The following is a 26,312-nucleotide window of genomic DNA, read 5'->3' on the forward strand; positions in this document are numbered from 1 at the left end:
CATGGGTTACTCAAAAGGGGTAGTGCGTGGACGCGTTGTTGAAAGAGTTGCCGGTGCATCAGGGGCTGGCGCGGGTCTTTACGGCGGTGGGGCAGGACAGTTTCTGGCGAGCGCTGGTCGATACCCTGCGCTTGCTGGTGCCGCTGGATAACGCGCTGGTGGCGCTGATGCGCCCGGGGCATGTGCCGCGCCTGCTGATTGACTTCGATGCCAAGGGCAACAGTGATGAGCAGGAAGAGCTGGCGGACTACCGCGCCGGCATGTACCTGCTTGATCCGTTCTATCAAGCCGCTTGCGCCGGCATCGCCGACGGCTTGCACAGCCTTGATTCGGTGGCCCCCGACCAGTTCCAGCACAGTGAGTACTACCTGAGTTACTTCAGCACCGTGGTCGGTGGGGACGAATTGCAGTTCATGGTCAACGTCGATGGCGCCGTGCTCGGCCTGTCCCTGGGGCGTTCGACACGCTTCAGCCTCGAGGAGCAGGGCTGTCTGCTGTGCGTGCGTGACTGGGTGCTGGCGGCGATGCGCCGACACCTGGATTTACTGCCACTGGAAGGGCCGGTCGCCGAACCACCGGCCGGCGATCTGGCGACCTTGCTCGATCGCTTCGACGCACGCCTGACCCTGCGGGAAATCGAAACCGCGCGCCTGATTCTCCAGGGGTTCTCCAGCAAGGCCATCGCCCAGCAAATGGGCATCTCCCCGGAGACGGTGAAGGTGCATCGGCGCAACCTCTATCACAAGCTCAACGTGAACGGGCATGGCGAGTTGTTTGCACTGGTGTTGCGGCCGCGTTAATCCGGATTGTCTGGTTGACCAGGCCGTTGCCTTCGCGAGCAGGCTCGCTCCCACAGTTGAACTGCATTCCATTGTGGGAGCGAGCCTGCTCGCGAAGGGCATGACTCGGTGTTACTGCCGAAACACCAACGCCTTCAACCCACACTCGAGATCGGTATCCGGAAACTCCGGCGGATTCTCCAGCCGTTGCTCGAACCGCAGGCTTGGCGCCTCGTGTGTCACGCCATCGATCAGGAAATCAGCTCCGAAGGCCGGGTCGTTCATGCACGCCAGCACGGTACCCTGGGGGCTGAGCAATTCCGGCAATCGACGCAACACTCGCTGGTAGTCCTTGGTCAGCAAAAAGCTGCCTTTCTGGAAAGACGGCGGGTCGATGATCACCAGGTCGTACGGGCCTTTGCCGATCACCTTGCCCCAGGACTTGAACAGGTCGTGGCCGAGGAAACTGACCTTGCTCATGTCGTGGCCGTTGAGCCGGTGGTTGTCACGGCCACGGTTCAAGGCCGGGCTCGACATGTCGAGGTTGACCACGTGGCTCGCGCCGCCTTCGATGGCCGCCACCGAAAAACCGCAGGTGTAGGCGAACAGGTTCAACACCCGCTTGCCCTCGGCATTGGCCCGCACCCAGTCGCGACCGTAGCGCATGTCGAGGAACAGCCCGGTGTTCTGTTTGCGGCCCAGGTCTACCCGGTACTTCAGGCCACCCTCGGTGATGGTCATTTCCTCGATGACGTCCCCCAGCAGCCACTCGGTGGTGCTTTGCAGCAGGTAGCGATGTTGCAGCAACAGGGTGTGGGCGCCGGACTGGGCCCATTGCGCTGACTCGGTGATCGCCATCAGCAACTGCTTCAGGTCTTCCAGCTGCGCCGCTTCCGGTTCCTTGAACAGCGCCACCAGCACGACGCCCTGCAACCAGTCCACGGTCACTTGCTCCAGCCCGGGCCAGCAGCGGCCACGGCCGTGGAACAGGCGGCGGGTTTCGGCGGGGGCTGCCGCGAGGGCGGTCAGCAGGTGCTGGTTGAGAGTGGCGAGGGCTTCAGGGTTCATCGGGTCGGTTCGGTGGCGTGAAAGGGGCAGCATTCTAAACCCAATTGCCCCCTCAACGAACCGTTAGCGCAAGCGTTTACCAGTCCACCGAATAGCTGACGGCCAATCGACGTCCTTCGGCATTCGGGTATGGCGCGGCGGCATTGGCTTGCATGTAGAGCGTTTGATAGTTGCGGTCGCTCAGGTTGTAGATGCCCAGGTCCAGTTTGCCGACCGGTAGCGCCACGCCAGCCAACAGATCGACCGTGGTGTAGCCTTCGATTTTACGACCGTTCCCGTCCTGGAATCCGGCGTCGTAGCTTTCCAGGCGAAGGGCCTGCAATCGCAGGTTGTAGTCGCTCTGCTCATAGGCGATGAAGGCCGTGGTTTTGGCGGGTGAGATGCGGGTGGCCGGCAGGTCGCGCCATTCGCCGTTCTGATGGGTTTCACCTTTGGTCCAGGCATAGGTTCCGCCCAGCGACCAGGCATCGTCCAGGTGATAGGCAAGACTGGTCTCGATGCCACGCACGCGTTCTTTCTGGTCGATAAGACGCTGCGCACGTGTGACGGAATCGTAGTACTGAGTCACGTCGGAACGGTTTTCGAACACGGTGATGTTGCCTTGCAGCGAATCCCAATCCCCACGCCAGCCCAGTTCGTAACTGTCAACCTTGATGGCCTGGGCGTTGAGGTCCTGGATGTCATAGCTGCCGCGAACATCACGCAGGAAACGCTGGACATCGGGCAACGAGAAACCCTGGCTGAAATTGACGAAAACATCCTGCGCACTGCTGATGTGATAGACCGCGCCGAGGTTGTAGAGGGTGTCTTCGTACTTCAGCGTGCCGCCCGGCAGCACCTCGGTCACCCCCGCTTGCCAGATGCCGCCAAAGGCAATGCTGTCGGCGACGTCGCTGTGAATCCATTCATGCCGCGCACCGCCGCGCAGTGTCCAGTCGCCGATGTCCCAGCTCGACTGGGCGAAGAGCGCGGTGGTGTTGGTTTCGATGTCGGGGCCGAATGCATAGCGCTGACCCGTCGGCGTATAGACCAGCCCATCGACGCTGTAGCGGTCGCCGTGCTGGCTGATGCGTTCATTCTCGAAGTCGGCACCCCAGACCAGGCTGCCGGTGGCGCTGCCAATCGAGGGCAACGCACTGTCCACGGCGGTGCGCACGCCATAGACATCGGCCTGGCTTTCGGAGGCGACGACCCCGGCATTGGCGCCCCAGTTGTAAGGGAAGAAACGTGCCTCTTGTTTGCGCCAGTAGCTTTCCACCTGCAATTGCTGGCCGAACAGATCCTGATCGCTGTAATTGAAGTTCACCGCCTGATTATGGGTAAACGGCTGATCACTCAGCTGCAAGCCCTTGACCGCCACTGACTCACCATTGCGAACGCCGGCCACGTAACCGGTGTCTTGCTTGTCCTCGTATTCCTGCAAGGAAAGGCTCAGGCGTCGATCGTCATCCAGATCAAAGCCGAATCTGGCGTGCAGGTCATGGCTCTCGGTGTCCATGTTGCTGCCCTGAAAAGCTTCCTGGGCGATGCGATTACCATTGCCGTCGAATTGATCGTTGCGTTGCAACAGGTCGGCGGACAGGTACCAGTCGAAGGCTTTCTCACGCCCGGTCACGCTCTGGAAGACATCGTAGGCAAAGCCTTTGCTATTGAAATTGTCGGCGCTGCTGATGCCCACGCGACTGCTCAATGCCAAGGGTTGTCCTTCGTTGCGTTTGGTGATGACGTTGATGATCCCCCCGGAAGCGCCGGCACCGTAAAGGCTGCTGGCGCCTGAGACCACTTCGATGCGCTCGATGCTCGATGGCGCGATGCTGTTGAGTTGGCGTGACACATCGCGGCTGGCGTTCTGGGATACACCATCGATCAGCACCAGTACGTTACGTCCGCGTATGGTCTGGCCATAGTTGCTCATGGTCCCGGAGGAGGGCGCCAAACCCGGGACCAGCGTGCCGAGAATGTCGGCCACGTTGCGCCCGGCAGCGGACTGTTGCGCAATATCTTTTTGCGATATCAGCTGCACGGTGCCGGGAATCGAGGCGATGCTGGCTTCGCTGCGGGTGGCGGAAACCACCGTGTCGGACAACGCCAGCGGACCGTTACCCAGTTCCATCGGTGACGGCGCCGGTTGCAGGATGACGCTGTTGTCCCCGCTGAAGTGCCATTGCAGGCCGCTGTCGCGCAGCACGGCATTGAGCGCCTGTTCAGCGTTGTAGTCACCTTGCAGCGACGGCGCCGATTTGCCACGCAGCAGTGCCGCGTCGACACCGATGGAGAGCCCGGTTTGAGTGGCCAGCGCCGTCAGCGCGGTTTCCAGCGGCTGACTCGCCAGCTCGAAGTGCCAGGTGTCTGTCGCGGTGTCGGCGAAGGCCGGTGCGGCGCAGCTCAAGGCCAGTGCCAGAGCGCTCAGGCGAAAGAGGGAAAAGGTCTGGTTGGTCATTGTTGTTGCCCATGGAATCGACTGTATTAACTCCAATGACCGGGCTGAAATGAAATCGGGCAGTTGTCTTGAAGATTTTTTTCGAGGCTCTTTCCAGAGACTCAGCGTTTGCGCACCTGGATTAGCAATTGGCTGTAACTCTCGACGCGTATCGGCAAGGCCGCCTGCAACAACGCCAGCGCGGCATCGCTGTCTTGTGCCGGCAGCACGCCCGTAAAGCGCAGGGCCTGCAATTGCGCATCCGACACCCAGATAATGCCCCGACGATGCCGTTCAATTTCGGCCAGTACCTCGGGCAGTGGCCTGTCATGGAAGATCAGTTGGGCGCGGGGCGACATCGGTACCTGCGTGCCGGGCGCGATCCAGGTTTGCACCGGCAGGAACTGGGCGAGGGCGATTGCCGCCGGTAACACCAGCGCTGCGCCAATCAGGCGAGTGCGACGAGGCCGGGTTTTCGCGGGCGGTGACAGCGATTGCCACAGTTGCTGGAGTTGTTCGAACAGTTGCGCATGGCGTGCATCCGCGTCCCGCCAGGCGTTGAACTCGGCCAGTTCGGTGGTCGTCGGGTTCTCGTCCAGACGCACCAGCCACAGTGCCGCCTGCTCGCGGATCTGCTCCTGAACAAGGCCGTCAGTCATCGTTCAATCCATCGGGCAAGGCGTCGAACAGACGGGCGTGGCAGTGCGCAAGCGACTTGGCCAGGTACTGCTTGACGCTGCTTTCTGAGACCTTGAGGTGCCTGGCGATCTGGGCATAAGAACAGCCATCGATACGCGCCATCAGGAACGCCTGGCGCGGTTTCTCCTCCAGTTCTTCCAGCAAGAGCAGCAGGACTTTACCGAGCAACTGGTTTATCGCATTGATCCGTTCCGGGCCTTGCTGGGTCTGTTGATCAAGCAGGACAGCCATGCTGCGCAGGGTTTCCGCTTCGACCTGGCGGCGATGGTACTGATTGATCAACAGGCGATTGGCCGCCACCAGCAGATAGGCCCGCGGCTCCTGCAACGTCGGCAGCACGTCCAGGCCCAGCAGTTTGACGAAGGTGTCATGGGCCACGTCAGCCGCGTTTTCGGGACAACCGAGCTTTTTACGCAGCCAGCCGAAAAGCCAGCCGTGATGCCCACGGTAAAGCTCGGAAAGGGACGAAGCGGACTGGCCCGACACGACGAAACCTCGAACGAAGATAATTCGCAAATGGGAAGTTGTTGCAGTTGCGAATGCTGTCATGTCGCAACGCGCCGTTCAAGTCCGTTGATGACGAGGTTGATTGTCGGGAGGCAGAAAGCGGGGCGCGTGTCCCGAGAGTTATCACGTTTAATTTAACTTTGCGTGAGGATTTGGCGATCTTCCGGCTTCCATACTCGGCTCCAACGAACAACAACAAACGGGAGCCGAACATGTCGCAGACAACTGCTTCACCCAAGGCCAGCCATCCACGCTGGCTGCGGCTGACCCATTGGCTCAACGCCCTGGCGGTGCTGGTGATGGTCACCAGCGGTTGGCGCATCTATAACGCCTCGCCGCTCTACGATTTCAGCTTTCCCAATTCGATCACCCTCGGCGGCTGGCTGGCAGGCGCGCTGCAATGGCACTTCGCGGCGATGTGGTTCCTGGCGTTCAACGGTCTGATTTACCTGGCGTTCAACCTGTTCAGCGGGCGCCTGAAGCGGCGTTTCTTCCCGGTCTCGCCCAAAGGCGTGTTGCACGACCTGTGGGCCGCCTTGCGGGGAAAACTCGGGCACGCCGACCTCAATCATTACAACCAGGTGCAGCGTTTTGCATACCTGTTCGTGATGGTCGACATCCTCCTGCTGGTGCTCTCCGGGCTGGTGTTGTGGAAGTCGGTGCAGTTTCCGCTGCTGCGTGAGTTGCTGTTCGGCTACGAGGGCGCACGCCGCGTGCACTTCTTCGCCATGGCATTGCTGGTGGCCTTCGTGGTGGTGCATCTGGTGATGGTCGCACTGGTTCCAAAAACGCTGTGGGCCATGATCGTCGGCCACAAGGAGCAGGTATGAAAAAGCGCATTCAGGTAGCCGGGCTGGACGAGGATTCGATCCTCACCGATGCCCGCAAGATCCTCGCGTCACAGATCGAGGACCGCTCGCGCCGCTCGTTCCTGTTGCGCGGCCTGACCCTTGGCGGCGTGGCGATGCTGTCCGGCTGCAACATCACTGACAACGACAGTGTTGAGACTGCGCTGTCGTCCATGTCGCGCTTCAACGACCGGGTGCAGGGCTGGCTGTTCAACCCTAACGCGATGGCGCCGACCTATCCCGAATCGATGATCACCCGGCCGTTTCCTTTCAATGCCTTCTACGGCATCGACGAAGCGCCGACGGTGGAGGAGGAGGGCTATCGCCTGGAAGTCACCGGCCTGGTCGCCGACAAGCGCAGCTGGCGCCTCGAAGAGCTAAGGGCCATGGCCCAGACCGAGCAGATCACCCGGCACATTTGCGTCGAAGGCTGGAGCGCGATCGGGCGTTGGGGCGGCGTGCGCTTCAGCGATTTCCTCAAGCGCATCGGCGCCGACACCGATGCCAAATACGTCGGTTTCAAATGCGCCGACGACTACTACACCAGCATCGACATGGCCACCGCGCTGCATGCGCAAACCCTGTTGGCGCTGACCTGGGACGGCGCGGTGCTGCCGCGCGAATACGGCTTCCCGATGAAGCTGCGCATGCCCACCAAGCTTGGCTACAAGAACCCCAAACACATTCAGGCGATTTTCGTCAGCAACACCTACAGCGGCGGCTACTGGGAAGACCAGGGCTACAACTGGTTCGGTGGCAGCTGATGAACGTGCGAAACATTCACCGTCCGCAAACCCGTGCTCCAAGGAGATCCATCATGAAAAAGTTGACCACTGTTGTTCTGTCCATGTGCCTGGCCGTTGGTGCCGCCTCTGTGTTTGCCGCTACTGCTGTCGATAACGGCAGCATGAGCAAGGACTCGATGTCCAAAGATGCCATGTCCAAGGATGCGATGAAGAAGACCGATTCGATGTCCAGGGACGCCATGTCCAAAGACGGCATGTCCAAGGATGCAATGTCCAAGGACGCGATGAAGAAAGATGCCATGTCCAAGGACAGCATGAGCAAAGACGGCATGTCGCAATAATCAAAGGCAACACAAAACCTGTGGGAGCGAGCTTGCTCGCGATGAGGGCCTGACAGTCGAATCCCTGTTGACTGGCACGCCGCCATCGCGAGCAAGCTCGCTCCCACAGGTTTTCCTATTGTCGATCTGCTGTATCAAAAATGAATTTCCACCGATTCCGCTGCTCATACCTTTTAGGTGGCGGATCAGAACCCGCGAAATCATCGAGGCAATCAGGGAGCGGCACGGTCATGAGTCGAGTACCGACGGCGGGTGGGGATCTTCCTGGCGGGTTGATTCTGGTGGTTGAGGACGACCCGCTGATCCTGGAGTTTCTCTGTGAAATTCTTCAGGAGGAGGGTTTTGTCGTCGAGCCGCATGTCAGTGCGGACGCGGCAGCGATCTATCTGGAGCAGCATGCGCCACAGGTGCACATGCTGCTGACAGACATCACCATGCCCGGCACGCTCAATGGCGCGGACCTGGCCAACCAGTTCGGCGATCGCTGGCCGGACAAGCCGATCATGATCATGTCCGGTTTCGAAACCCCTGAAAGCGCAGGCGTGCGGCACGCGGTCTCTTTCATCAAGAAACCCTGGATGATTGGCGGGCTGCTCGATTGCGTGGACCAGACCTTCAAGTCCAAACGACTCAACTGACCTGCGCGCAGATGCTACATTGCCGGGCAAATCCGTCCGGCACCTGCGAGGTTCTTTTCCTTGTCCGATCACTCTGTATTCAACTCGACTTACCGAGCCTTTCTGTTCGATATGGACGGCACCGTCCTGACGTCCATTGCCGCCGCCGAGCGTGTCTGGACCACCTGGGCGGTGCGCCATGGTGTCGATGTCGACAGCTTCCTGCCGACCATTCACGGTGCCCGCGCCATCGACACCATCAGGCGCCTGGACTTGCCTGGGGTGGATGCCGAGGCCGAAGCCGCGTGGATTACCGAAGCGGAAGTCGTCGACGTCGACGGGGTACTGGAAGTGGCTGGCGCGGCGAAATTCTTGCGGTCCTTGCCAGCCGGCCAATGGGCCATCGTCACTTCCGCCCCGCGGGAACTGGCGTTGCGGCGGATGGCGGCGGCGGGGATACCGGAGCCTGACGTCATGATTACGGCCGAGGACGTCACGGTCGGCAAACCCGATCCGGCGGGGTACAAACTCGCGGCCCGGCGCTTGGGCGTCGAGCCTGAGCAGTGCCTGGTTTTTGAGGACGCCACGGTGGGGATTCTGGCGGCTGAGGCGGCGGGGGCGGACTTGATGATTGTCACGGCGACCCATGAGCAGCCGATCGAGACGTTGCATGCAACGTTGGCGAGTTATGAATCTGTGCGGGTTCTGGTGGATGCCGAAGGTCTGCATCTGCACGCCGTCTAATGTGGGAGCGAGCTTGCTCGCGATAGCAATTTTCCAGTCAAATCAATAGCAAACAGGTAGACGCCATCGCGAGCAAGCTCGCTCCCACAGGGGCCTGCGTTTCTTCAGTAAAGTCCGGGGATCAACCGCCAGGAGCGGGCGCAATAGGCCTCGTATTCGCTGCCGAACTGCGCCCTCAGCAAGGCCTCTTCCGAGTGAATGCGCGCAATCAGCGGGATCAGCGTCAGCGCCACCAATATCAGCCCGACACCAGAACGAAAGGCCAGTGCCCAACCGATGCCGATGACCATCATCCCCAGATAACTGGGGTTGCGCAGGTTGCGGTAGATTCCCTCGGTGACCAGTCGATGGCCCGGCTGAATGGCCACCAGCCCACTGAAGCGCTTGCCCAGCACAAACACCGGCCACAACCGCAGCGCGCCGCCGACGATGAACAACAGCGCCCCAAACCAGCGCACGCCTTCACCGCCAAAGGTCCAGAAATCGATGCGGTCGGTATAGGCCGGCAGAAAGCCGCTCAGCAACCCGATCACCCCGAAGGCCGGAATGACCCAGCGGTTGGCCCGGTCTTCGCGTTCCCCCGAACTCAGGTTGACCTCGGTGAACAGAGACGCGACAGCCATGATCAGGGTGGCCAGGGCAATGACGAGCAGTGAACCGTGGCTGAAATAAGCCGCGAATCCACCGATTCCCCAGATCGCCAGGCCAAGGTAGGCGAGGGTGCTGACCACGGCGAAAAACGCCAGTCTGGCCGAGATTTTCATAAGTGCCTCACACGCGAAAGTGCCTCCCTTCATTGTAGGAGCTGGCTTGCCAGCGAAGGCGTTTGAAGACTCGACACCGGCTTCAGAGGATATGACCGGCGAGCCGGCGCCTACACAAACTCCTCCGCTCTCGCATTGCGCCGAATCACCTGTGGCGGTTGACCGAACACCCGCAGGAACGTTTCGCGCATGCGACGGCGGTCTGTGAACCCGGTTTCCTGGGCGATCTGGTCGAGGGTCAGGCGTCCGCGTTCAAGCATCTGTCGCGCCGCTTCCAGACGCAGGTTCTCGATGGCCTTGGCCGGGGATTGCCCGGTTTCGGCGCGAAATGCCCGGCTGAACTGCCGGGGGCTGAGGTTGGCCACTTGCGCCAGTTGCTCCACCGAAAGAGGCTGGGCGAGGTGTTCCCGGGCGTAGCCGAGCACGGTTTGAATACGATCGGATTTCGGTGCCAGCTCCAGCAGCGCCGAGTGCTGCGACTGGCCGCCAGCGCGCCGGTGGTACATCACCAGTTTCTGCGCCACGGCCCGGGCCAGCTCGGCGCCGTGGTCCTTTTCCACCATGGCCAGGGCGAGGTCGATGCCCGCCGTCATGCCGGCGGAGGTCCAGATCGAACCGTCGATCACATAGATGCGATCAGGCTCGACCTTGATCGCCGGAAACCGTGCCTGCAGTTCCCGGGCGTAGGCCCAGTGGGTGGTGGCCCGCCGTCCGTCGAGCAAGCCGGCCTGGGCCATGACGAACGCCCCGGAGCAGATCGACGCCGTGCGGCGTGCCGAATTGATACTGGCCCGCAGGTAATCCAGCACGGCTTCGGGCGCCTGTTCGATGATCGAGTCGCCGCCGACCACGATCACCGTGTCGAACACGCGCCCGTCGAATGCCTCGGTGCCGACGCTCAAACCGCCGGAGGCACGCAGGGTGTGACCGTTTTCGGACAGCACGCGCACGTCATACAGCGTCTCTGCGGCACTGAAATTGGCGTACTCGAACACCGGCATGGCGGCCAGCGCCATGGACTGGAAACCCTCGAAAACCACGAACGCCACGTTGATCATGGGGCTGCCCTCAAATGCTCATGTCCGAAAAACGTACTTTAAACGTCATTTGAGACAGTCGTAAGTCCCTTTATAACGGTCTGCACCCGGCGAATCTCTCGCCTCACCGTAGAGGAATTGCACCATGGCGCTCTCATCCAAAGGTACTGCACTGATCACCGGCGCTTCTTCGGGCATTGGCGCGGTGTATGCCGATCGTCTCGCCCGGCAGGGTTACGACCTGATCCTGGTGGCCCGCAGCCGGGCCAGGCTCAATGCCCTGGCTAATCATTTGAGCGACCAGACCGGACGCACCGTGGAAGTGGTTGTCGCGGACCTGAAGAACAAGGCGGATTCGCTGCGGGTCGAACAGATCCTGCGCAGCGATGCCAGCATCACCCTGTTGGTCAACAACGCCGGAGTCGGTGGCGTCATGTCGCTGCTAGGAAGTCCCGTGGACGACATGGAGGCGATGATCAACCTCAACGTGACAGCATTGATGCGCCTGGCGTATGCCGTGGTGCCGGGCTTCGTCGCCCGGGGCACTGGCACCGTGATCAATATCGCCTCCATCGTCGCCATCGCCCCGGAAATCCTCAACGGCGTGTACGGCGGTACCAAGGCGTTCGTCTTGAGCCTGAGCCAGTCGATGCAGCATGAACTGGCGGACAAAGGCGTGCGTATCCAGGCTGTGTTGCCGGGGGCAACCGCCACTGATTTCTGGAGCGAGGCCGGCAACCCGGTGGAAAACCTGCCGCAGGAAATCGTGATGTCGGCCGAAGACATGGTCGATGCCGCGCTCGTTGGCCTGGCGGCCGGCGAAGTGGTGACCATTCCCGGCTTGCACGATGCCAGCCAGTGGGACCGTTACGAAGCCCAGCGGCAGACGCTGTCCGGGTTGTTTGGCAACTCCATGGCGGCGTCGCGCTATCGCTGAGGCGGTCGCCCCGAGGCCAGGTGAACTAAGCTTGGGAGAGAGGACCGTTCACCGCCGGCTCGTGCAAGCTCGACGAGCCGGTGGCGTGTAACAGGAGCCCATATGCTTCACATCCGCACGCCTTTGATCCTGCACCCTGGCCTGTCGACCCCGACCCGCCGCATCTGGCTGAAACTGGAAAACCTGCAACCTGGCGGCTCGTTCAAAATACGCGGCATTGGCTTGCTGTGCAGCCGGGCGGCGCAGCAGGGCAAGCGCAAGGTGGTCTGTCCCTCCGGCGGTAACGCGGGACTGGCCACGGCCATGGCCGCTGCATGCCTGGGGCTCAAGGCATGCATCGTGGTGCCGCACACCACCCCTCAGAGCACCCGGGCGCGGATCAGCAATACCGGCGCCGAGGTGATCGTGCACGGCAAGGTCTGGGACGAAGCCAATCAACGGGCGCGGGAACTCGCCCAGGACCCGCGCACTGAATTCGTGCCGGCCTTCGACCACCCGGTGTTGTGGGAAGGGCACAGCACCATGGTCGATGAAATCCTTGAAGACTGCCCGCCAGTGGATGTGCTGGTGACATCGGTGGGCGGCGGTGGCTTGCTGGCGGGGCTGCTCACCGGCCTGATTCGTCATCGGCGCACCGATTGCCGCATCGTTGCCTGCGAAACCGAAGGCGCGGCATCATTCGCCGCGGCGGTGGCGGCCGGGCATCCGGTCAGACTGCCGAAAATCGACACTGTCGCCACGTCCCTGGGCGCCGCACAAGTGGCCACCTGGCCGGTCAAGCACATCGGCGAATTCCCCCATGAGTGCGTGGTGCTCAGTGATGATGAGGCGATCATGGGCGTGGTGCGTTACGCCAATGATTTGCGTCAGCTGGTCGAACCTGCGTGCGGGGTTTCATTGGCGATTGCCTACCTGGATCACCCGGCGATTGCCGACGCCAATGACGTGGTGATCGTGGTGTGCGGCGGGGTGAGTATCAACGCCCAAATCGTGGCCGGGTGGGCACGTTTGTCCACTGGCACGCACGCCAGGTAGGGCTGGAAACGCTATCCCGGTGTCACAAGCCCCACCGCTGGCGATGACGATCTTCAGTGATCGGTGGCAACGCCGTCCTGGACGAGAATGGCGCGGGCCAGGTCTTCGTCGCTTGCATTGTTGAGGGCGGGATTGTCCTGGCGGACCTTTTTCAACAGTGCCTCCAGGTAAGCACCACGAATCGCACCGCCGCTGGCGACGAAGCTGGAAGCGTCATCCCGGGCGGGAATCATGAGTTTGTCGTCTTTGAACGTCGAGTACAGCGAGGCGGAAACCCCGGCGGAAGTGGCGACGTCACCCGCATCCACATCGGCCAGAGCCGAGCCGAAGGGTAAACAAAGTACCAGGGAAGAAATGATAAATATGCGGCGCATGACGGTGTCCTCCGACAGCATGAAGCATAAGGTAAGTACCACATAGTTTAGGATGCGTGACGGTCGCCGAGAGTTCCCTGGCATTAGCGAGGAACGGGGTGAGAGGGAGGCAGGGTCGTTGAACGTCGATATTCAAAGCGTGGTGATCGGGGCCGGCGTGGTCGGCCTGGCGGTGGCCAGGGCCCTGGCCAGGAGCGGGCGGGAAGTGCTGGTGGTCGAGGCGAGTGAGGGGATCGGCACGGGCATCAGTTCGCGTAATTCAGAAGTGATTCACGCCGGCATCTATTATCCGGACGGCAGCCTCAAGGCGCGGCTGTGCGTGGAGGGTAAGCAGCGTCTCTACGCCTATTGCGATGAGCACGGTGTCGATTACCGGCGCGTGGGCAAGCTGATAGTGGCCACCGACGAGCAGCAGCACGCGGCTTTGCAGCGCCTGTTGCAGCAGGGGCGTGCCAATGGTGTCGATGACCTGCAATGGCTGGATGGCCCGCAGGCCCGGGAGCTTGAACCGGCGTTGTCCTGCGTCGCGGCGCTGTGGTCGCCGTCTACCGGCATTGTCGACTCCCACGGGCTGATGCTGGCGCTCCAGGGCGATGCCCAGAGGTTCGGCGCCACGCTGGCCTTGCACACGCCGCTGCTGTCTGCCCGTTGCATCGAACAGGGTTTCGAGCTGCACATGGGCGGCAGTCAACCCATGACGCTGTGCTGCCGCGAACTGATCAACTGCGCGGGGCTGTCCGCTCCCGAGGTGGCGAGCAGCATCGTCGGACTGCCTGGGGCATTCATTCCCCGGGCGCATTTGTGCAAGGGCAGTTATTTCAGTTTCAGCGGCCGGGCGCCGTTTCGCCACCTGGTGTATCCGGCCCCGGAGAGCGCCGGACTGGGTGTGCACATGACCCTGGACCTGGGCGGGCAGGCGCGCTTCGGGCCGGATGTTGAATGGGTCGAGCACATTGATTACCGCGTCGAGCCCAATCGGGCCGAGGGGTTTTATCAGGCGATCCGCCGCTATTGGCCGGGGTTGCCGGACAACAGCCTGCAACCGGCCTACAGTGGCATTCGCCCGAAAATCAGCGGGCCGACAGAGCCGAGCGCCGACTTTCTCATCAGCGCTCGCGCCGAACATGGCGTGCCGGGGCTGGTGAATCTGTTCGGCATCGAGTCACCGGGGCTGACCAGTTGCCTGGCGCTCGCCGAGTTGGTGGTGAAACACCTGGACGACCGATGATCAGGGCTGGCGCTGCTTTGTGGCCATCGGGTCTATGCTAGGGGATGCGCTTACTGCCATCGGAGAACTCTGATGATCACCGTACGCACTGCCTGCCTGCTGGCCGATTACAAGCGCTGGGCCAATCAGCGCCTCTTTGACAGCCTCGCGGCGCTCCCTCCGGGCGAAGTCAAAAAAGAACGGGTGTCGGTGTTCAAAAACATGATTGGCACCCTCAATCACGTGTACGTGGTCGATTGCATCTGGCAGGCGCACCTCGAAGGCCGGGGGCATGGCTTCAAGACTTCACACGACCTGCTGCATGCCGATCTGTCCGAACTGCGCATGGCGCAAAAAAACATCGATCGCTGGTACTGCGACTGGAGTGCCCGGCAAACCGATGCCTCCCTGGACAAGCCCCTGGAATTCACCTTTGTCTCAGGCGAAAGCGGCACCATGAGCGCCGGCGCGATGCTGATGCACGTGGTCAACCACGCCAGCTATCACCGTGGCTGGGTGGTGCAGATGTACTTCGAGATTCCGGCCATGCCACCGGTGACCGACATGCCGGTGTACCTGCGCGAGTCCGAGCCGGTGCTCCTGCAGTCGATCAATGCCCCGATAGTGGCGCCGCCATGTGCTGTGCAATTTTCGAGCGCAACCAGCGTTCTGCCGGATCGTTATCGTTGACCCCGTTCCAGACCATCGACAGTTCGGACAGGTTGATATCAAACGGTGCATCGTCCGCCCGTAACTGATTGCTGCCTTCGATCAACGCATTGGCCGCGTAATCCGGCACGGTGGCGAGCATGTCGGTGCCCGCCAGCAAGGCCCGCAACCCCGCGAACTGTGGCACCGCCAGCACCACCCGGCGCGAACGGCCGATCCGCGCCAGGTCATTGTCGATGGCGCCGCTCAGATCCCCGGAAAACGACACCAGCGCGTGAGGGCGTTCGCAGAACTCGTCCAGGGTCAACGGGCCGGGGCGGTCATCGCCACGCAGGATCTTCACGCTCAAGTCGCGCAATTTCTTGCGCTTGGCGTTGGCCGGCAATTCCGTGGTGTAGCTGATGCCGACGGAAATCTCGCCGCTGGCCAGCATCGACGGCATCAGCAGGAAATTCACTCGGCGCACCACCACGACCACGTTCTGCGCTTCTTCACGAATCTGCTTGAGCAGTGGCGGAAACAGTCCGAATTCGGCGTCGTCGGACAGTCCGATACGAAACACATCGCGGCTGGTGGAGGGCTCGAAATCCTTGGCCCGGCTGACCGCCCCGGAAATAGTGTCCATCGCCGGCTGCAATTCCTTGAGAATCTGCAATGCCCGCAGGGTCGGCTCCAGGGTGCGTCCATTGCGCACCAGCAACGGATCGTCGAACAGATCGCGCAATTTTGCCAGCGATGCGCTGACGGCAGGCTGGCCGAGGAACAGCTTTTCCCCGGCCCGGGTCAGGTTCTTCTCGAACATCAGGGTTTCGAAAATCACCAGCAGGTTCATGTCCACACGGCGCAGGTCGTTGCGGTTCATGGTGATGGCTCGCTGGGGGCTGGGTCTTTTCAGTAAAGCACCAAACCCTGTAGGAGCGAGCCTGCTCGCGATAGCGGTGTGTCAGTCACTTAAATGTTGGATGTGCTGCCGCCATCGCGAGCAAGCTCGCTCCCACACGTACGGAGCTTTACTCAGGCGGATCAAGTCGATCCAGCGCCCGGTTTACCGCCAATTCACCCAGCATGATGACCTGTGCAATGCCCAGCAGTGTGTTGCGGTGCGAGCCCTCAAGAAAACCCGCCAGATCGTTGGTCATCACATTGGCTGAGGCCAGCGACTCACAGGCGTGGGCCAGCAGGGTTTCGGTGTCGATGTCGGGGTTGATGGTGAACATTGTGCAAGGTTTGTGGGGCGTGGCCATGATGTTGGCGGCGGGGTTGAGGTAGTGATTGAGGGCGCGTTCGGCGGCTTCGTGGAATTGCTTTGAGTCGGGGCTTTCGTAGGGGGAGGCGGGATCTGTTACCGGGGGGGTGGGTGTTGGTTTGATCATCGATAGAACTCCAGTACTGTAAAAATTGGAGCCATCACTTTCGCTACCAAACGAAGGGCGGTGGCCATGCACAGGTTGGTAGACCGGAGTACTGGAACCGGCGCCCCCGAAGAGGCCCTGCGCATGACAACCATAAAAGCAGCAACTGCTTGAAGTGGCGCTACGCGCAGTACTCCGGGCTACCAAACCCGATCGCTGTTTTTCAGCGACCGGCTAACGATAATGCCCGGACTCAAGGCGCGTAAGCCGGCGGATTCTGGCGTAACCGTAGGCAATGGCGCAAGGCGTTGTAGCTTTCATCAAGTTACGCTGACAGCCGTTAAACATGTGCTTTAAACAGGCACCGCCATCGCGAGCAAGCTCGCTCCCACAGGTTTTGTGTCAGTTCAGGCAGATTTTTATCAGGCCGGGGGAATCAGACTCTCCCGACAATCAAGCACCAGCCGCGCGCCACCCAGTTCGCTGCTGCCCACTTCCAGGGTAAACCCATGCAGACTGACAATCGCCGCGACGATGGATAGCCCCAGCCCGAAGCCGCTTTTGTGGTTGCCCGCCTCGGCGCGATAGAAGCGCTGGAACACCGCTTCACGTTCCGCTTCGGGAATGCCCGGGCCGGAGTCGAGTACTTCGATTCGCGTGTGCCCGCCATCATTGATCCCCCGCAGGATCACTGCGCCGCCGGGCGGGGTGAATTTGATCGAGTTGCTGAGCAGGTTCGCCACCGCTTCGAACATCAGCGCGCGGTCGCCATTAAGGGGCGGCAATGACGCGGGCAGGTGAAGTTGGAACACCAGATCGTCGTCTTCCGCCAGGGGCAGGTAGAACTCATGCAGTTCTTGCAGCAACGCCACCGGGTCCACTTGGACGAAACCGGAGCGACGCTGACGATCTTCCAGTTCGGAGATCCGCAGCAAGCCTCGGAAACGTGCCATCAGCGTATCGGCCTCGGCCAGCACCAGGTCCAGTTGCATGGCCTGCGGCGAGCCTTCGCCGGCTTGTTGCTGCATGCGGTAAAGCTGCGCGCGCAGACGGGTCAGGGGCGTGCGCAGGTCATGGGCGATGTTGTCGCACACGCCCTTGACCTCGTTCATCAAGCGCTCGATGCGTTCGAGCATGGCGTTGACGATGGCGGCGAGCATGTCCAGTTCGTCACGCCGATTGGACAGTGGCAAGCGTCGGCTCAGGTCGCCGGCGACGATGGCCTCGGCACTGGCCTGAATCCCGCGAATGCGCCGCAATGGGCGGCGGCGCAGCAAATACCAGCCGACGATGCCCGGCACGATAGTCAGGGTCACACCCCAGAACAAGGCGTGAAGGATGATCCGGGTCACGGCAAACAACGAACCGTTGTCGCGCACCAGCACCAGCCAGCGGCCGTCGAGGGTGCGGGTCGCCACGGCGTCACAACTGTCGGCGGGCAGCGTCTGCTCGTCGCTGTCGTCGGAGGCATCGCAATCGCGCAGCATGTGGATCTTGCCATCGAGTGGCAAGCCGTTCGGAATGTAGCGCAGGGCGCCGCTGAGGTAATGGTGCCGGGCATCGAACAGGCCGTAGGCGTCGATGCCGCGGATGTCGAAGGTCATGCTGACGGCGAGGGCGTCCACCAGTTGCTCGCCGGAGAAGCGTGAAAACAGGTGCTGGCGTTGCATCAGCGAATGCTTGGCCAGGTTGTCCAGGTAAGCGGAAACCTCGTAGTACATGACCCCCATGAGAATCCCGCTCCAGATCACGAACAGCGAACTGTAGAGCGCCAGCAGACGGCTGCTGGAAGAGCGCCAGCCTTTAGACGGGTTCGGCAATGACATATCCCGAGCCTCGCACGGTCCGAATCAGTGGGGCATTGCCAGGCGGGTCGATCTTCTTGCGCAGACGGCCGATGTGTACGTCGATCAGGTTGGTGCCGGGATCGAAGTGGTAACCCCAGACCTCTTCGAAAATCATCATCCGCGAGAGGATTTGCCCGGTGTTGCGCATCAGGAATTCCAGCAGTTTGTACTCGGTGGGCAACAGCGTCAGCAGCTGACCGTCGCGACTGGCTTCGTGGCTGATCAGGTTCAGTTCCAGATCCGCCACCCGCAAAGTGGTGGCCTGGGCAGTCACGGTGTTCTGCCGGCGCAGCAGGACTTCAACCCGGGCGGCCATTTCATCGGTGGCGAAGGGTTTGGTCAGGTAGTCGTCGCCGCCGGCGCGCAGGCCGCGCACGCGCTCATCGACGTCGGACAGCGCGCTGATCATCAGGATCGGCGTGGCCACGCCCATGGTCCGCAGCGTGGTGACGATCGCCAGGCCATCGAGCTCGGGCAACATGCGGTCGAGGGTGATCAGGTCGTAGTTGCCGCTGACCGCACGCTCCAGCCCTTCGCGGCCATTGTCGACCCAGTCGACGTCCAGGCCGTGGCTACTCAGTTCGGCGACAATCTCCCGGGCGGTCACGGCGTCGTCTTCGATGGTCAAGATGCGGGTCATAGGGCTGGCCTGATAAGCAGTTCAATACGAAGTTGCGAGCATTTTGCCAAGAATTGCCCGCGACTTAATAAATTAACTTTCATCTAGCTCGCGATAGCGGGCTGACAGGCAATTCATGTGTCGACTGACACGACGCCATCGCGAGCTAGCTCGCTCCCACAACGGATTGATGTCGAACACAAAGCCCGCGTACGAAGAAAATTACTGTGGGAGCGAGCCTGCTCGCGATGACGGCAGATCAGGCAAAACGAATCTGTCAGTCAATCGGCGTACTGACAAACACCTCTAGTCCCTCGGCATACTTCGTGAACGCTGCGATCCGCGGAAACTGCGCCGCACTCACCTGGTCCGGCACCACCAGATTGGTGAAGCTCCAGGCCACCGCCAGTGTGATGCCGTCCTGCTCAATCGGACCGTCAGTCTTCAGCGGCTGCTTTTCCAGCTCCCGCTCCAGCGCCGAATAGGCTGCCGTCAGCTGTCCTTCGACCCGTTGCACCCAGGGTTCGAATTGAATCTCTGCCGGCCGCAGGTTGCGCTCGTAGTAAAGCTGCACGGATTTTTCGCAGGCGGCCAGGGCCAGGCCGATCAGGCGCAACGCGCGCAGGTGCCGGTGCGGTTCGACGGGCATCAGGCTGTTGCCGCCCAGGGTTTCCAGGTAGTCGATGATGAGTGTCGAGTCCATCAACACTTCACCGTCATCCAGCACCAGGGTGGGCGCCTTGACCACCGGGTTGATCTGCTGGAATTGTTCGAAGTGGCGGAACACCGAGACCGATTGATGTTCCAGCGTGATTCCCAGGCATTTGGCAGAAATGGCGGCGCGCCGTACGTAGGGCGAATCCAGCATACCGATCAGCTTCATGGTCCTTTCCTTTATATGGCCATTTCGGGAGGGACAACCTTAGCTGAGGTTCGCAGCCCTGCAAATGACAGTGAAAAATGCCCGGTCCAGGCCGTTTGTCATCTATATACAGCCGCTCGATTGAATTTCTTGCTATAAACGCACTCCGATTACCGCCTCAAAGCCTGCCGTAGAGCATTTTCAGGGCTTTGTCGGACAAATTCGCTGTCTTTTCAGTTGCTGAGGCCTCAAGTCGGCCTTAGACTGCCGCCCCTCGTAAATTGAGTGCCGGGTGGCGCTTGGAACAAACGGCGCCTTTCCGATGGCCTGCCCAGGCCTGCCGGAACGCTCCCTTATTCGCCTTAATGCACGTTTTTTTATAGAGATATCAATGACAAAGGACAAGTTGCTGGCCATGCCGGCGGATGACTACATGAATGCCGAGCAACATGCTTTTTTCTCCGAGCTGTTGCAGAACATGAAAGTCGAAACCCATGAGCGCATCGAACAGAACCGCATCGCCATCGAAAGCCTGGACACCCCGGCCGATCCGGCAGACGCGGCTTCGGTCGAAGAAGAGCGCACCTGGCTGGTGAATGCGATCGATCGCGATCAGCGCATGCTGCCTCAGTTGGAACAAGCCCTTGAGCGCATCAAGGAAGACAGCTTCGGCTGGTGCGACGACAGCGGCGAGCCGATTGGCCTCAAGCGCCTGCTGATCAGCCCGACCACCAAGTACTGCATCGAAGCTCAGGAACGTCACGAGCAAATCGACAAGCACCAGCGTCAGGCCTGATTCTGTGGGGCAGCCCCGTTAATCCGGGCTGCCTTGAAAAGATCGCAGCCTGCGGCAGCTCCTACGCAATTGAAGTAGGGCGCTGTTGCAGGCTGCGATCTTTGTTTTCTGCCGTCTTCGATTTCCCGGTTCTTCTATTGATCTGCTGCAACGTTCGCGACTAAAGGCTCATGGATAATGGCTTTATGGTGGCGTTTAATGCGAAGACAACAATTAGAAGCTTTACGGGGTGACGATGATGACGCAAGACGGGTCTCTGGTTGCGGCAGTGCCCGCACCGGTGCTGTTGCCGAAAAACCGCTGGCTGACGCCAACGCTGCAAAGCATCGCCCTGATGCTGTTGTTAAGTGGCATGACACTGGGCGACGGGTCGCTCTACCTTGGCCTGCCCCTGGCCATATTGATTATCTGGCTGCCTCGTTTGCGTTCGCGCGCGACCCCGCAGGCGGCTTGCCCCGACAACCCCGATGCCATCGGCGCGTTGACTCGCGATCTTTCCTGCACCACCAGCCATAACGCACTGTCGGCCGCCGGTGTGGCGTTTTCGGTTCGGCAACTGGCGGACAAACTGCAATCGCAGCTCACGTCGGCGGCACAGATCGTCAGCAATGCCGAGGTCATGATCACCACCGAACAGGCCACCTCGACCCTCAGTCGCCAGGCGCTCAGTGCCGCCAGCGAGGCTCATCAAAGCGGAGTGGTCGGGCGTACGGAATTGATCGAGTCCATTTCGCGTATGCATCAGCTCAGCCAGCGCGCCAGCAACAGCCGTGAACTGATCGAAGCCTTGAGCCTGCGCAGCGATGATATCCAGCGGGTGACCCTGGTGATTCAATCCATCGCCAGCCAGACCAATCTGCTGGCATTGAACGCTGCGATAGAAGCGGCGCGGGCAGGGGAGCACGGTCGCGGGTTTGCAGTGGTGGCCGACGAGGTTCGCGGGCTCGCCGCACGCACGGCAACCGCCACGGGGGAGGTGGGCGAGATGGTGGCCGACATCCAGCATCGCACGGCGCAGGTGGTGGAGCAGATCCGCCAGCTGTCCAGCGACCTTGACTCCGGTGTGGAGCAGGTAGAGCGGACGGGGCAACATCTGGAGAACATTGCCCGTCTCGCGGCCAGTGTCGAGTCCCAGGTCGGGGAGATCGCCCAAGGGGCAGACACCAACCGCGAACAACTCGACAGCCTGTTTCACGCCATCGAACAGATGCGCATCGATCTGGTGATCAGCGACCAGCAGACTCAGCGCCTGGCCCATGCGGCGGTGCAAATGGAAGGGCAGGCCGAAACCATCAGTGAGCGTCTTGCCGAAGTGGGGCTGGATGACTATCACCAGCGGATCTATGACCTGGCCCGAGACGCCGCGAGCCAGATTGCAGCGCGTTTCGAAGCGGATATCGATGCCGGTCGAATCAGTCTCGACGATCTGTTCGACCGTAATTACCAGGTCATCCCCGACACCAGCCCGGCCAAGTACCAGACGCGTTTCGACCGTTACACCGATCAGGTTTTGCCAGCGATTCAAGAACCGTTGTTACCGCGTCACGAAGGATTGGTGTTCGCCATCGCCTGCACCCAACAGGGTTATGTGCCGACCCATAACAAGGTGTTCAGCCAGCCGCTGACGGGGGACGCGCAGGTCGATGCCTTGCAGAACCGGACCAAACGCAAATTCGCTGACCGCACCGGGATCCGCTGCGGCAGCCATCAGAAGGCCGTACTGCTGCAAACCTATACCCGTGATACCGGAGAGTTGATGCACGATCTTTCGGTGCCGATCATGCTCAAGGGCCGGCATTGGGGTGGTCTGCGCCTGGGTTACAAACCGGAAAAACCGCGCTAGAAACGCCGTGCTGCCGGGTGATTGTTGCAAATTCTGCAATTAACCTGTGCAGGGTTTTGCTGTTTCCTCGCTGAAAAACTAATTAACATATCTACTAATTAGGTTGCTAATGAAGTTCGGGGGCAGCATGCAAGGCAAAGTTGATGTCGCGGTCATGATCGGCAGCGGAGTACCTGCCAGTCTTCGTTCCATGGGACGCAAGGTTTGCTGGGTAGTGTTGCTCAATGGCGAGCGCCGGGGCACGGCGTTCTCCAGTCGCGACGAAGCGGAGGAGTGCAAGGCTGCCTGGCTGGCGCAATTGAGCGCCGAAAGTCCTGGCAGCCTGCATTGAAGTTGTCAGTGGGTCTGGTGCATGCGCAGGTTCAGGTCGTCGACCACCCGCGCCCAGTCAGCGTCTTCGCGCAGTTGTTCCTTGAGGAAGCCGGCCTGTTGCGGTGACCAGAACTCGGCGTCGATGAGTTTCTTGTCGTCAGGCAGGGAATGGCCGGCAATGAAGTCGTCGATCGCTTTCTGGCTGGAGTCCAGGCCGAGTTGGTCGAACAGGCCTTTCAAGTCATGGGTCGGTGATTCCATCTTCATCTCCTTGCAGGTCATCGGTCGGGTCGAGGGACGAGGCGCACCCTGGATTCGAGGGCGCCGCACCGGTGGAGTTCGATCGCAATGTTCAAGTGCAACAATGAGCATAGACCGCCAACCCGACCATCAGGCTTTCAATGCGCCCGCATCGACCGCGGCCTTGAGTTCCCTGGCCGATTCCTGGGCCGCGATGGCGGCGACATCCGGGGTTTTGAACCAGCGATCCTTTTCGACCTGGTGATACGTCACGGTCTTGAGCGGTGGTTTGGCCCGCATGACAATCACGGCCTGGAATTCACCTTCGACTTCTCTGGCTTCACCCCGGATAAAAAACTCGCCGATATCAAATTCCGTCACGTTGCCGACTTCCCTTGGAAATACATTGTTGTTGTCAACGCACCCGATTTTCTGCGGATCCGTTTTATTGGGCGGGCAGTATGGCAGTAGTTGCCCGTCGACGGCTGAGATAAGTCGACGGGCAGACGAAACGTCGATGGAAGTGAGTGCGGTGGGCTAGTCAACCGTGTGATTCAAGAAACCGGGCGAGGGCACAGGCTTCGTTATGATTGGCTCGGAAACCTCTTACGCAGCCTGTAGAAATATCCTTGATGTGAAAGAAGGCAATGCCCGCCATTACCACTTGAAATCGCGGGCGGGTCGAGGCATCGGGAGCTGGTTCATGGAGGCAGAACCGTGTCGGGTGCGGGGTTGGTGCTGTTTTCGAGTCAGGCACCAAGGGATAGGCAAAGTGGGTCAGCGTGCACATATGAAGTCCTTTTCATTGTTTACCGACGTATGTACGTCGTTTTGGCTAGTCTCCAAGAGCATCGCTGCTCTAGAATCACCCTCACTGGTGGGTGAATGACGTTTATCTAAAGCAATTTTTTGCGGACGATATGTAGGAAAAGTTTTTTTCTTGATGAGATTTTTCCCCGAAGTTGATAGTCCATAATTTTCTGGCAGCAGGAAGGGTGTTTTCCTTCAACCTGTGACGAACGCCAGTCAGGACGACGTGAGTGACGTTCCAGTAGTCTTCTCAAGCTTCGTGATGAATGAGTGCACTGCTCATTCAGGACCTCAACCCGGGTTCTTTGGCTACACCTTCGGCATTGCCGCTTTTTTGGCTGTGCGTTCATTTTTCGCGCACGGCACCATTATTCAGATGTGGGGATGTTTCCTTGGCAGTAAGTAATCTCGATATGCATGCTTTGTTCGTGCTGGGTGATTTGCGTGCAAAGCTGGTCAAGCAGTTTCAGTCACGTTTCGTTTACATCACCGAACAGAACGCAGAAGGCATTTACATTGCCGAAATCGATACCGAGTCAGCCCTGGTTGTGGACGACAAGCCCGGACTCAAGCTCAAGGTCGGCGATCATTTCAGCGCGTCCGTGCTGCCCAGCCGTGAAGGTGGCAAGCTGGACATCAAGTTCCGCGACATCAAGCTGACGGTCTACGGAATAGGCGATTACGCCTTCGTGACCACAGCCGACGGTCAGGGGATCGTGTTCAAGGAAGGTCACAGCGTGGTGATGGTGTTCGCTGCCCATCAACAGTTGCAGGAAGGCCTGACCAAGACCCTCAAGGCCGTGACCGCCAAAGCGGCCAAGTGGCGCAAGGGCGAGCTGGTGACCTTCAAGGCCAGCGAGTGATGATCCTGACCCGCGCCGATTTCCACGAACAGAACCTGGCCAGTGCTCAAGACGAAGCGCGGCGGCTGTTCGGGCAGAAGACCATTCTGCAGGGAGCCTGGCTGAATTGGGTGGCGTCACAGCTTTATCAACTGCAACCGGCGGAATACGCCAGCATGGTCAGGCGAGAGCTGATGCGTTTGCAGGAAATTTCCGAAAACTGATCCACGCACCTCGAAAACGGGAACCTCTACTACAGTCAATGAACTGAGTATTCAGAGGCTTCGCGGTCTGCTGCCAGGCCACCCTGCTATTGCTGTGAACAGCACGAGGTGCAAAAGCATGAACGGATTTCGACGGTTGCTGGCTGCGGTCCTGGCCACTTTCGGTTTGCTGGCGACGCCCGCTCCGGTGTCTGCCGCCCAGGCGCCGATCCACTTTGCCGACCTGAACTGGGAAAGCGGCAGCCTGATTACCGATGTCCTGCGCATTATTGTCGAGAAGGGCTACGGGCTGCCGACCGATACGTTGCCGGGCACCACCATCACTCTGGAAACCGCGCTGGCCAACAATGACATCCAGGTCATTGGCGAAGAGTGGGCCGGTCGCAGCCCGGTGTGGGTCAAGGCGGAAGCCGAAGGCAAGGTCGTCAGCCTCGGCGATACGGTCAAGGGGGCTACCGAAGGCTGGTGGGTGCCGGAATATGTGATCAAGGGCGACCCGGCCAAGGGCATCAAGCCGCTGGCGCCGGACCTGCGCAGTGTCAGCGACCTGCCGCGTTACAAAGACGTGTTCAAGGATCCGGAAGCCCCGACCAAGGGACGTTTCCTCAACAGCCCTATCGGCTGGACCTCGGAAGTGGTCAACAAGCAGAAGCTCAAGGCGTATGGGCTGGAAGACAGCTACGTGAATTTCCGCAGCGGTTCGGGGGCGGCACTGGATGCGGAGATCAGTTCGTCCATTCATCGTGGCAAGCCGGTGCTGTTTTACTACTGGTCGCCCACGCCGTTGCTCGGCCGCTTCAAGCTGATTCAACTCGAAGAGCCACCGTTCGACGCCGAAGCCTGGAAGACCCTGACCGACGCCGACAACCCCAATCCTAAGCCGACCCGTTCCCTGGCCTCCAAGCTGTCGATCGGTGTGTCCACCCCCTTCCAGAAGCAATATCCGCAGATTGCCGAGTTCTTTGCCAAGGTCGACTTTCCGATCGACCCGCTGAACAAGGCCCTGGCCGAGATGAGCGAGAAACATACACCGCCGCGCCAGGCGGCAGAGGCGTTCATGAAGGCCCATCCGGACGTCTGGCGGGCCTGGCTGCCCAAGGACGTGGCGGATAAAGTCTCCGCCACCCTGTAGGCGCTGCCGCAGGTCGGGATCTTTTGATCTTTGTCATGGAAATGCAAAATCAAAACATCGCAGCCTGCGGTAGCTCCTACAATGTTCAGTTCATTTCCCTTTCAAGGATCTCTGAACCATGACCCTGGTGTTGGCTCAATCGCTGGTGACGATCTTCGCCGCGATCAGTCTGGTGCATGTGTATTGGGCGTTGGGTGGCGAGTGGGCGGCGGTGGCGGCGGTCCCGCAAGTACCGCAGGCGGGCAGCGCGCAACTGCGACCGGCGTTTAAACCGCGAGGCTGGATCACGCTGGTGGTGGCCGGGCTGTTGCTGTTGATTGCCGTGTTGGTGTGCTTGCGGGTGGGTTGGTGCCTGCCACCCTTGCATCACTGGTCGTTGCAGTGGGTGCTCAGTGCGATTGCGATCTTGCTGTTTGCCCGGGCCATTGGCGATTCGGATCTGGTGGGCTTTTTCAAAGAGGTCAAAGGCTCGAAATTTGCCCGGCTCGACACCTGGGTTTACTCGCCGTTGTGTGTGGTGCTGGGGGCGGGGTTGTTGGCGGTGGCCTGGGTCTGATCAAGCGACGTTTCTGTAGCGAAAATAATGGCCTCATCGCGAGCAAGCTCGCTCCCACAGGGATTGCGGTGAACCCTGTGGGAGCG

32 protein-coding genes are annotated in these 26,312 nt (G+C 60.4%); 17 read left to right on the top strand and 15 right to left on the bottom strand.

The window, feature by feature from the left end; translation table 11 throughout:
• Nucleotides 1-26: 26 nt before the first annotated feature.
• Complete coding sequence (locus AC1RP7_RS27050; protein ID WP_492624273.1) at nucleotides 27-800, top strand: helix-turn-helix transcriptional regulator; 774 nt, start codon at nucleotides 27-29, stop codon at nucleotides 798-800.
• A 111-nt stretch (nucleotides 801-911) separates the two neighbouring features.
• Here AC1RP7_RS27050 and AC1RP7_RS27055 read toward each other — a convergent pair whose 3' ends face one another.
• The 4 genes from AC1RP7_RS27055 to AC1RP7_RS27070 form a co-directional block, all read right to left on the bottom strand.
• The gene (locus AC1RP7_RS27055; RefSeq protein ID WP_493183221.1) at nucleotides 912-1,847 is read right to left on the bottom strand and encodes a class I SAM-dependent methyltransferase; all 936 of its coding nucleotides are present in this window, start codon (nucleotides 1,845-1,847) and stop codon (nucleotides 912-914) included.
• Between the two features lie 76 nt (nucleotides 1,848-1,923).
• Nucleotides 1,924-4,287: a TonB-dependent receptor gene (locus tag AC1RP7_RS27060; protein ID WP_493183222.1), complete on the bottom strand. Its 2,364-nt coding sequence runs from the start codon at nucleotides 4,285-4,287 to the stop codon at nucleotides 1,924-1,926.
• Between the two features lie 101 nt (nucleotides 4,288-4,388).
• Nucleotides 4,389-4,925 (bottom strand): FecR/PupR family sigma factor regulator, encoded by a 537-nt coding sequence (locus AC1RP7_RS27065; protein WP_493183223.1) that lies wholly within the window; start codon nucleotides 4,923-4,925, stop codon nucleotides 4,389-4,391.
• Nucleotides 4,918-5,514 carry a sigma-70 family RNA polymerase sigma factor gene (locus tag AC1RP7_RS27070; RefSeq protein WP_493183224.1) on the bottom strand — a complete coding sequence of 199 codons (597 nt, stop codon included), beginning with the start codon at nucleotides 5,512-5,514 and terminating at the stop codon, nucleotides 4,918-4,920. The genes AC1RP7_RS27065 and AC1RP7_RS27070 overlap by 8 nt, the downstream gene beginning before the upstream one ends.
• Before the next feature lie 170 nt (nucleotides 5,515-5,684).
• Between AC1RP7_RS27070 and AC1RP7_RS27075 the strand changes: the two genes are divergently transcribed.
• The 5 genes from AC1RP7_RS27075 (at nucleotide 5,685) to AC1RP7_RS27095 (ending at nucleotide 8,768) form a co-directional block, all read left to right on the top strand.
• On the top strand, nucleotides 5,685-6,302 hold the full coding sequence (locus AC1RP7_RS27075; RefSeq protein ID WP_493183226.1) for a cytochrome b/b6 domain-containing protein: 618 nt from the start codon (nucleotides 5,685-5,687) through the stop codon (nucleotides 6,300-6,302).
• Nucleotides 6,299-7,084 carry a molybdopterin-dependent oxidoreductase gene (locus tag AC1RP7_RS27080; RefSeq protein ID WP_493183227.1) on the top strand — a complete coding sequence of 262 codons (786 nt, stop codon included), beginning with the start codon at nucleotides 6,299-6,301 and terminating at the stop codon, nucleotides 7,082-7,084. Before AC1RP7_RS27075 ends, AC1RP7_RS27080 begins: the two co-directional genes overlap by 4 nt.
• A 53-nt stretch (nucleotides 7,085-7,137) precedes the next feature.
• Nucleotides 7,138-7,407, top strand: coding sequence for a pentapeptide MXKDX repeat protein (locus AC1RP7_RS27085; protein WP_493183229.1), 270 nt, complete (start codon nucleotides 7,138-7,140; stop codon nucleotides 7,405-7,407).
• A gap of 230 nt (nucleotides 7,408-7,637) precedes the next feature.
• Nucleotides 7,638-8,045 carry a response regulator gene (locus AC1RP7_RS27090; protein ID WP_493183231.1) on the top strand — a complete coding sequence of 136 codons (408 nt, stop codon included), beginning with the start codon at nucleotides 7,638-7,640 and terminating at the stop codon, nucleotides 8,043-8,045.
• A gap of 60 nt (nucleotides 8,046-8,105) precedes the next feature.
• Nucleotides 8,106-8,768, top strand: coding sequence for an HAD-IA family hydrolase (locus AC1RP7_RS27095; RefSeq protein ID WP_429521561.1), 663 nt, complete (start codon nucleotides 8,106-8,108; stop codon nucleotides 8,766-8,768).
• Between the two features lie 104 nt (nucleotides 8,769-8,872).
• Here the strand turns inward: AC1RP7_RS27095 and AC1RP7_RS27100 are convergent, their stop codons facing one another.
• Both AC1RP7_RS27100 and AC1RP7_RS27105 read right to left on the bottom strand, forming a co-directional pair.
• Nucleotides 8,873-9,532 carry a methyltransferase family protein gene (locus tag AC1RP7_RS27100; protein WP_429521560.1) on the bottom strand — a complete coding sequence of 220 codons (660 nt, stop codon included), beginning with the start codon at nucleotides 9,530-9,532 and terminating at the stop codon, nucleotides 8,873-8,875.
• Nucleotides 9,533-9,642: 110 nt separating this feature from the next.
• Nucleotides 9,643-10,590 (bottom strand): GlxA family transcriptional regulator, encoded by a 948-nt coding sequence (locus AC1RP7_RS27105; protein ID WP_340313880.1) that lies wholly within the window; start codon nucleotides 10,588-10,590, stop codon nucleotides 9,643-9,645.
• A gap of 124 nt (nucleotides 10,591-10,714) precedes the next feature.
• Between AC1RP7_RS27105 and AC1RP7_RS27110 the strand changes: the two genes are divergently transcribed.
• Nucleotides 10,715-11,506: an SDR family NAD(P)-dependent oxidoreductase gene (locus AC1RP7_RS27110; protein ID WP_493183233.1), complete on the top strand. Its 792-nt coding sequence runs from the start codon at nucleotides 10,715-10,717 to the stop codon at nucleotides 11,504-11,506.
• A gap of 102 nt (nucleotides 11,507-11,608) precedes the next feature.
• A complete protein-coding gene (locus AC1RP7_RS27115; protein WP_090456460.1) occupies nucleotides 11,609-12,541 on the top strand; it encodes a pyridoxal-phosphate dependent enzyme in 933 nt (310 codons plus the stop codon).
• Between the two features lie 53 nt (nucleotides 12,542-12,594).
• On the opposite strand, the gene AC1RP7_RS27120 is transcribed toward AC1RP7_RS27115, so the two are convergent.
• A complete protein-coding gene (locus AC1RP7_RS27120) occupies nucleotides 12,595-12,915 on the bottom strand; it encodes a DUF2388 domain-containing protein (protein WP_090456459.1) in 321 nt (106 codons plus the stop codon).
• A gap of 118 nt (nucleotides 12,916-13,033) precedes the next feature.
• Here AC1RP7_RS27120 and AC1RP7_RS27125 point away from each other — a divergent pair, with 118 nt between their 5' ends.
• Both AC1RP7_RS27125 and AC1RP7_RS27130 read left to right on the top strand, forming a co-directional pair.
• Nucleotides 13,034-14,143 carry an NAD(P)/FAD-dependent oxidoreductase gene (locus tag AC1RP7_RS27125; RefSeq protein ID WP_493183234.1) on the top strand — a complete coding sequence of 370 codons (1,110 nt, stop codon included), beginning with the start codon at nucleotides 13,034-13,036 and terminating at the stop codon, nucleotides 14,141-14,143.
• A gap of 72 nt (nucleotides 14,144-14,215) precedes the next feature.
• Nucleotides 14,216-14,812, top strand: coding sequence for a DinB family protein (locus tag AC1RP7_RS27130; protein WP_090456455.1), 597 nt, complete (start codon nucleotides 14,216-14,218; stop codon nucleotides 14,810-14,812).
• Here AC1RP7_RS27130 and AC1RP7_RS27135 read toward each other — a convergent pair.
• The 5 genes from AC1RP7_RS27135 to AC1RP7_RS27155 all read right to left on the bottom strand — a co-directional run bounded on the left by AC1RP7_RS27135 (nucleotide 14,733) and on the right by AC1RP7_RS27155 (nucleotide 19,492).
• On the bottom strand, nucleotides 14,733-15,653 hold the full coding sequence (locus tag AC1RP7_RS27135) for a LysR substrate-binding domain-containing protein (protein ID WP_493183235.1): 921 nt from the start codon (nucleotides 15,651-15,653) through the stop codon (nucleotides 14,733-14,735). The genes AC1RP7_RS27130 and AC1RP7_RS27135 overlap by 80 nt on opposite strands.
• A gap of 148 nt (nucleotides 15,654-15,801) precedes the next feature.
• Nucleotides 15,802-16,164, bottom strand: a complete 363-nt coding sequence (locus tag AC1RP7_RS27140; protein WP_493183236.1) for a DUF6124 family protein — start codon at nucleotides 16,162-16,164, stop codon at nucleotides 15,802-15,804.
• Nucleotides 16,165-16,565: 401 nt separating this feature from the next.
• Nucleotides 16,566-17,969 carry a sensor histidine kinase gene (locus AC1RP7_RS27145; protein WP_492586015.1) on the bottom strand — a complete coding sequence of 468 codons (1,404 nt, stop codon included), beginning with the start codon at nucleotides 17,967-17,969 and terminating at the stop codon, nucleotides 16,566-16,568.
• A complete protein-coding gene (locus AC1RP7_RS27150; protein WP_090456447.1) occupies nucleotides 17,947-18,630 on the bottom strand; it encodes a response regulator transcription factor in 684 nt (227 codons plus the stop codon). The genes AC1RP7_RS27145 and AC1RP7_RS27150 overlap by 23 nt, the downstream gene beginning before the upstream one ends.
• Before the next feature lie 256 nt (nucleotides 18,631-18,886).
• A complete protein-coding gene (locus AC1RP7_RS27155; protein WP_493183237.1) occupies nucleotides 18,887-19,492 on the bottom strand; it encodes a glutathione S-transferase in 606 nt (201 codons plus the stop codon).
• A gap of 370 nt (nucleotides 19,493-19,862) precedes the next feature.
• Between AC1RP7_RS27155 and AC1RP7_RS27160 the strand changes: the two genes are divergently transcribed.
• From AC1RP7_RS27160 to AC1RP7_RS27170, 3 genes are all read left to right on the top strand, one after another.
• Nucleotides 19,863-20,267, top strand: coding sequence for a TraR/DksA family transcriptional regulator (locus AC1RP7_RS27160; RefSeq protein WP_007935965.1), 405 nt, complete (start codon nucleotides 19,863-19,865; stop codon nucleotides 20,265-20,267).
• A 619-nt stretch (nucleotides 20,268-20,886) separates the two neighbouring features.
• Nucleotides 20,887-22,110 carry a methyl-accepting chemotaxis protein gene (locus AC1RP7_RS27165; protein ID WP_493183268.1) on the top strand — a complete coding sequence of 408 codons (1,224 nt, stop codon included), beginning with the start codon at nucleotides 20,887-20,889 and terminating at the stop codon, nucleotides 22,108-22,110.
• Between the two features lie 127 nt (nucleotides 22,111-22,237).
• The gene (locus AC1RP7_RS27170) at nucleotides 22,238-22,441 is read left to right on the top strand and encodes a hypothetical protein (protein ID WP_150815150.1); all 204 of its coding nucleotides are present in this window, start codon (nucleotides 22,238-22,240) and stop codon (nucleotides 22,439-22,441) included.
• Between the two features lie 5 nt (nucleotides 22,442-22,446).
• Here the strand turns inward: AC1RP7_RS27170 and AC1RP7_RS27175 are convergent, their stop codons facing one another.
• The 3 genes from AC1RP7_RS27175 to AC1RP7_RS27185 form a co-directional block, all read right to left on the bottom strand.
• Nucleotides 22,447-22,683 (bottom strand): DUF2789 domain-containing protein, encoded by a 237-nt coding sequence (locus tag AC1RP7_RS27175; RefSeq protein ID WP_007973758.1) that lies wholly within the window; start codon nucleotides 22,681-22,683, stop codon nucleotides 22,447-22,449.
• A gap of 129 nt (nucleotides 22,684-22,812) precedes the next feature.
• Entirely contained in the window at nucleotides 22,813-23,043 is a 231-nt protein-coding gene (locus tag AC1RP7_RS27180; RefSeq protein WP_007973761.1) for a hypothetical protein, read from the bottom strand.
• Between the two features lie 160 nt (nucleotides 23,044-23,203).
• Complete coding sequence (locus AC1RP7_RS27185) at nucleotides 23,204-23,452, bottom strand: hypothetical protein (RefSeq protein ID WP_090456444.1); 249 nt, start codon at nucleotides 23,450-23,452, stop codon at nucleotides 23,204-23,206.
• Between the two features lie 412 nt (nucleotides 23,453-23,864).
• Between AC1RP7_RS27185 and AC1RP7_RS27190 the strand changes: the two genes are divergently transcribed.
• The 4 genes from AC1RP7_RS27190 to AC1RP7_RS27205 all read left to right on the top strand — a co-directional run bounded on the left by AC1RP7_RS27190 (nucleotide 23,865) and on the right by AC1RP7_RS27205 (nucleotide 26,226).
• A complete protein-coding gene (locus AC1RP7_RS27190) occupies nucleotides 23,865-24,335 on the top strand; it encodes a hypothetical protein (RefSeq protein WP_007986246.1) in 471 nt (156 codons plus the stop codon).
• Nucleotides 24,335-24,538 carry a hypothetical protein gene (locus AC1RP7_RS27195; protein WP_218496362.1) on the top strand — a complete coding sequence of 68 codons (204 nt, stop codon included), beginning with the start codon at nucleotides 24,335-24,337 and terminating at the stop codon, nucleotides 24,536-24,538. Before AC1RP7_RS27190 ends, AC1RP7_RS27195 begins: the two co-directional genes overlap by 1 nt.
• Before the next feature lie 118 nt (nucleotides 24,539-24,656).
• Nucleotides 24,657-25,670 carry an ABC transporter substrate-binding protein gene (locus AC1RP7_RS27200; protein ID WP_493183240.1) on the top strand — a complete coding sequence of 338 codons (1,014 nt, stop codon included), beginning with the start codon at nucleotides 24,657-24,659 and terminating at the stop codon, nucleotides 25,668-25,670.
• A gap of 118 nt (nucleotides 25,671-25,788) precedes the next feature.
• Nucleotides 25,789-26,226 (top strand): DUF3995 domain-containing protein, encoded by a 438-nt coding sequence (locus AC1RP7_RS27205; protein WP_090456439.1) that lies wholly within the window; start codon nucleotides 25,789-25,791, stop codon nucleotides 26,224-26,226.
• Nucleotides 26,227-26,312 lie beyond the last annotated feature (86 nt).

This window comes from Pseudomonas sp. GW822-FHT01E03 (assembly GCF_058802985.1).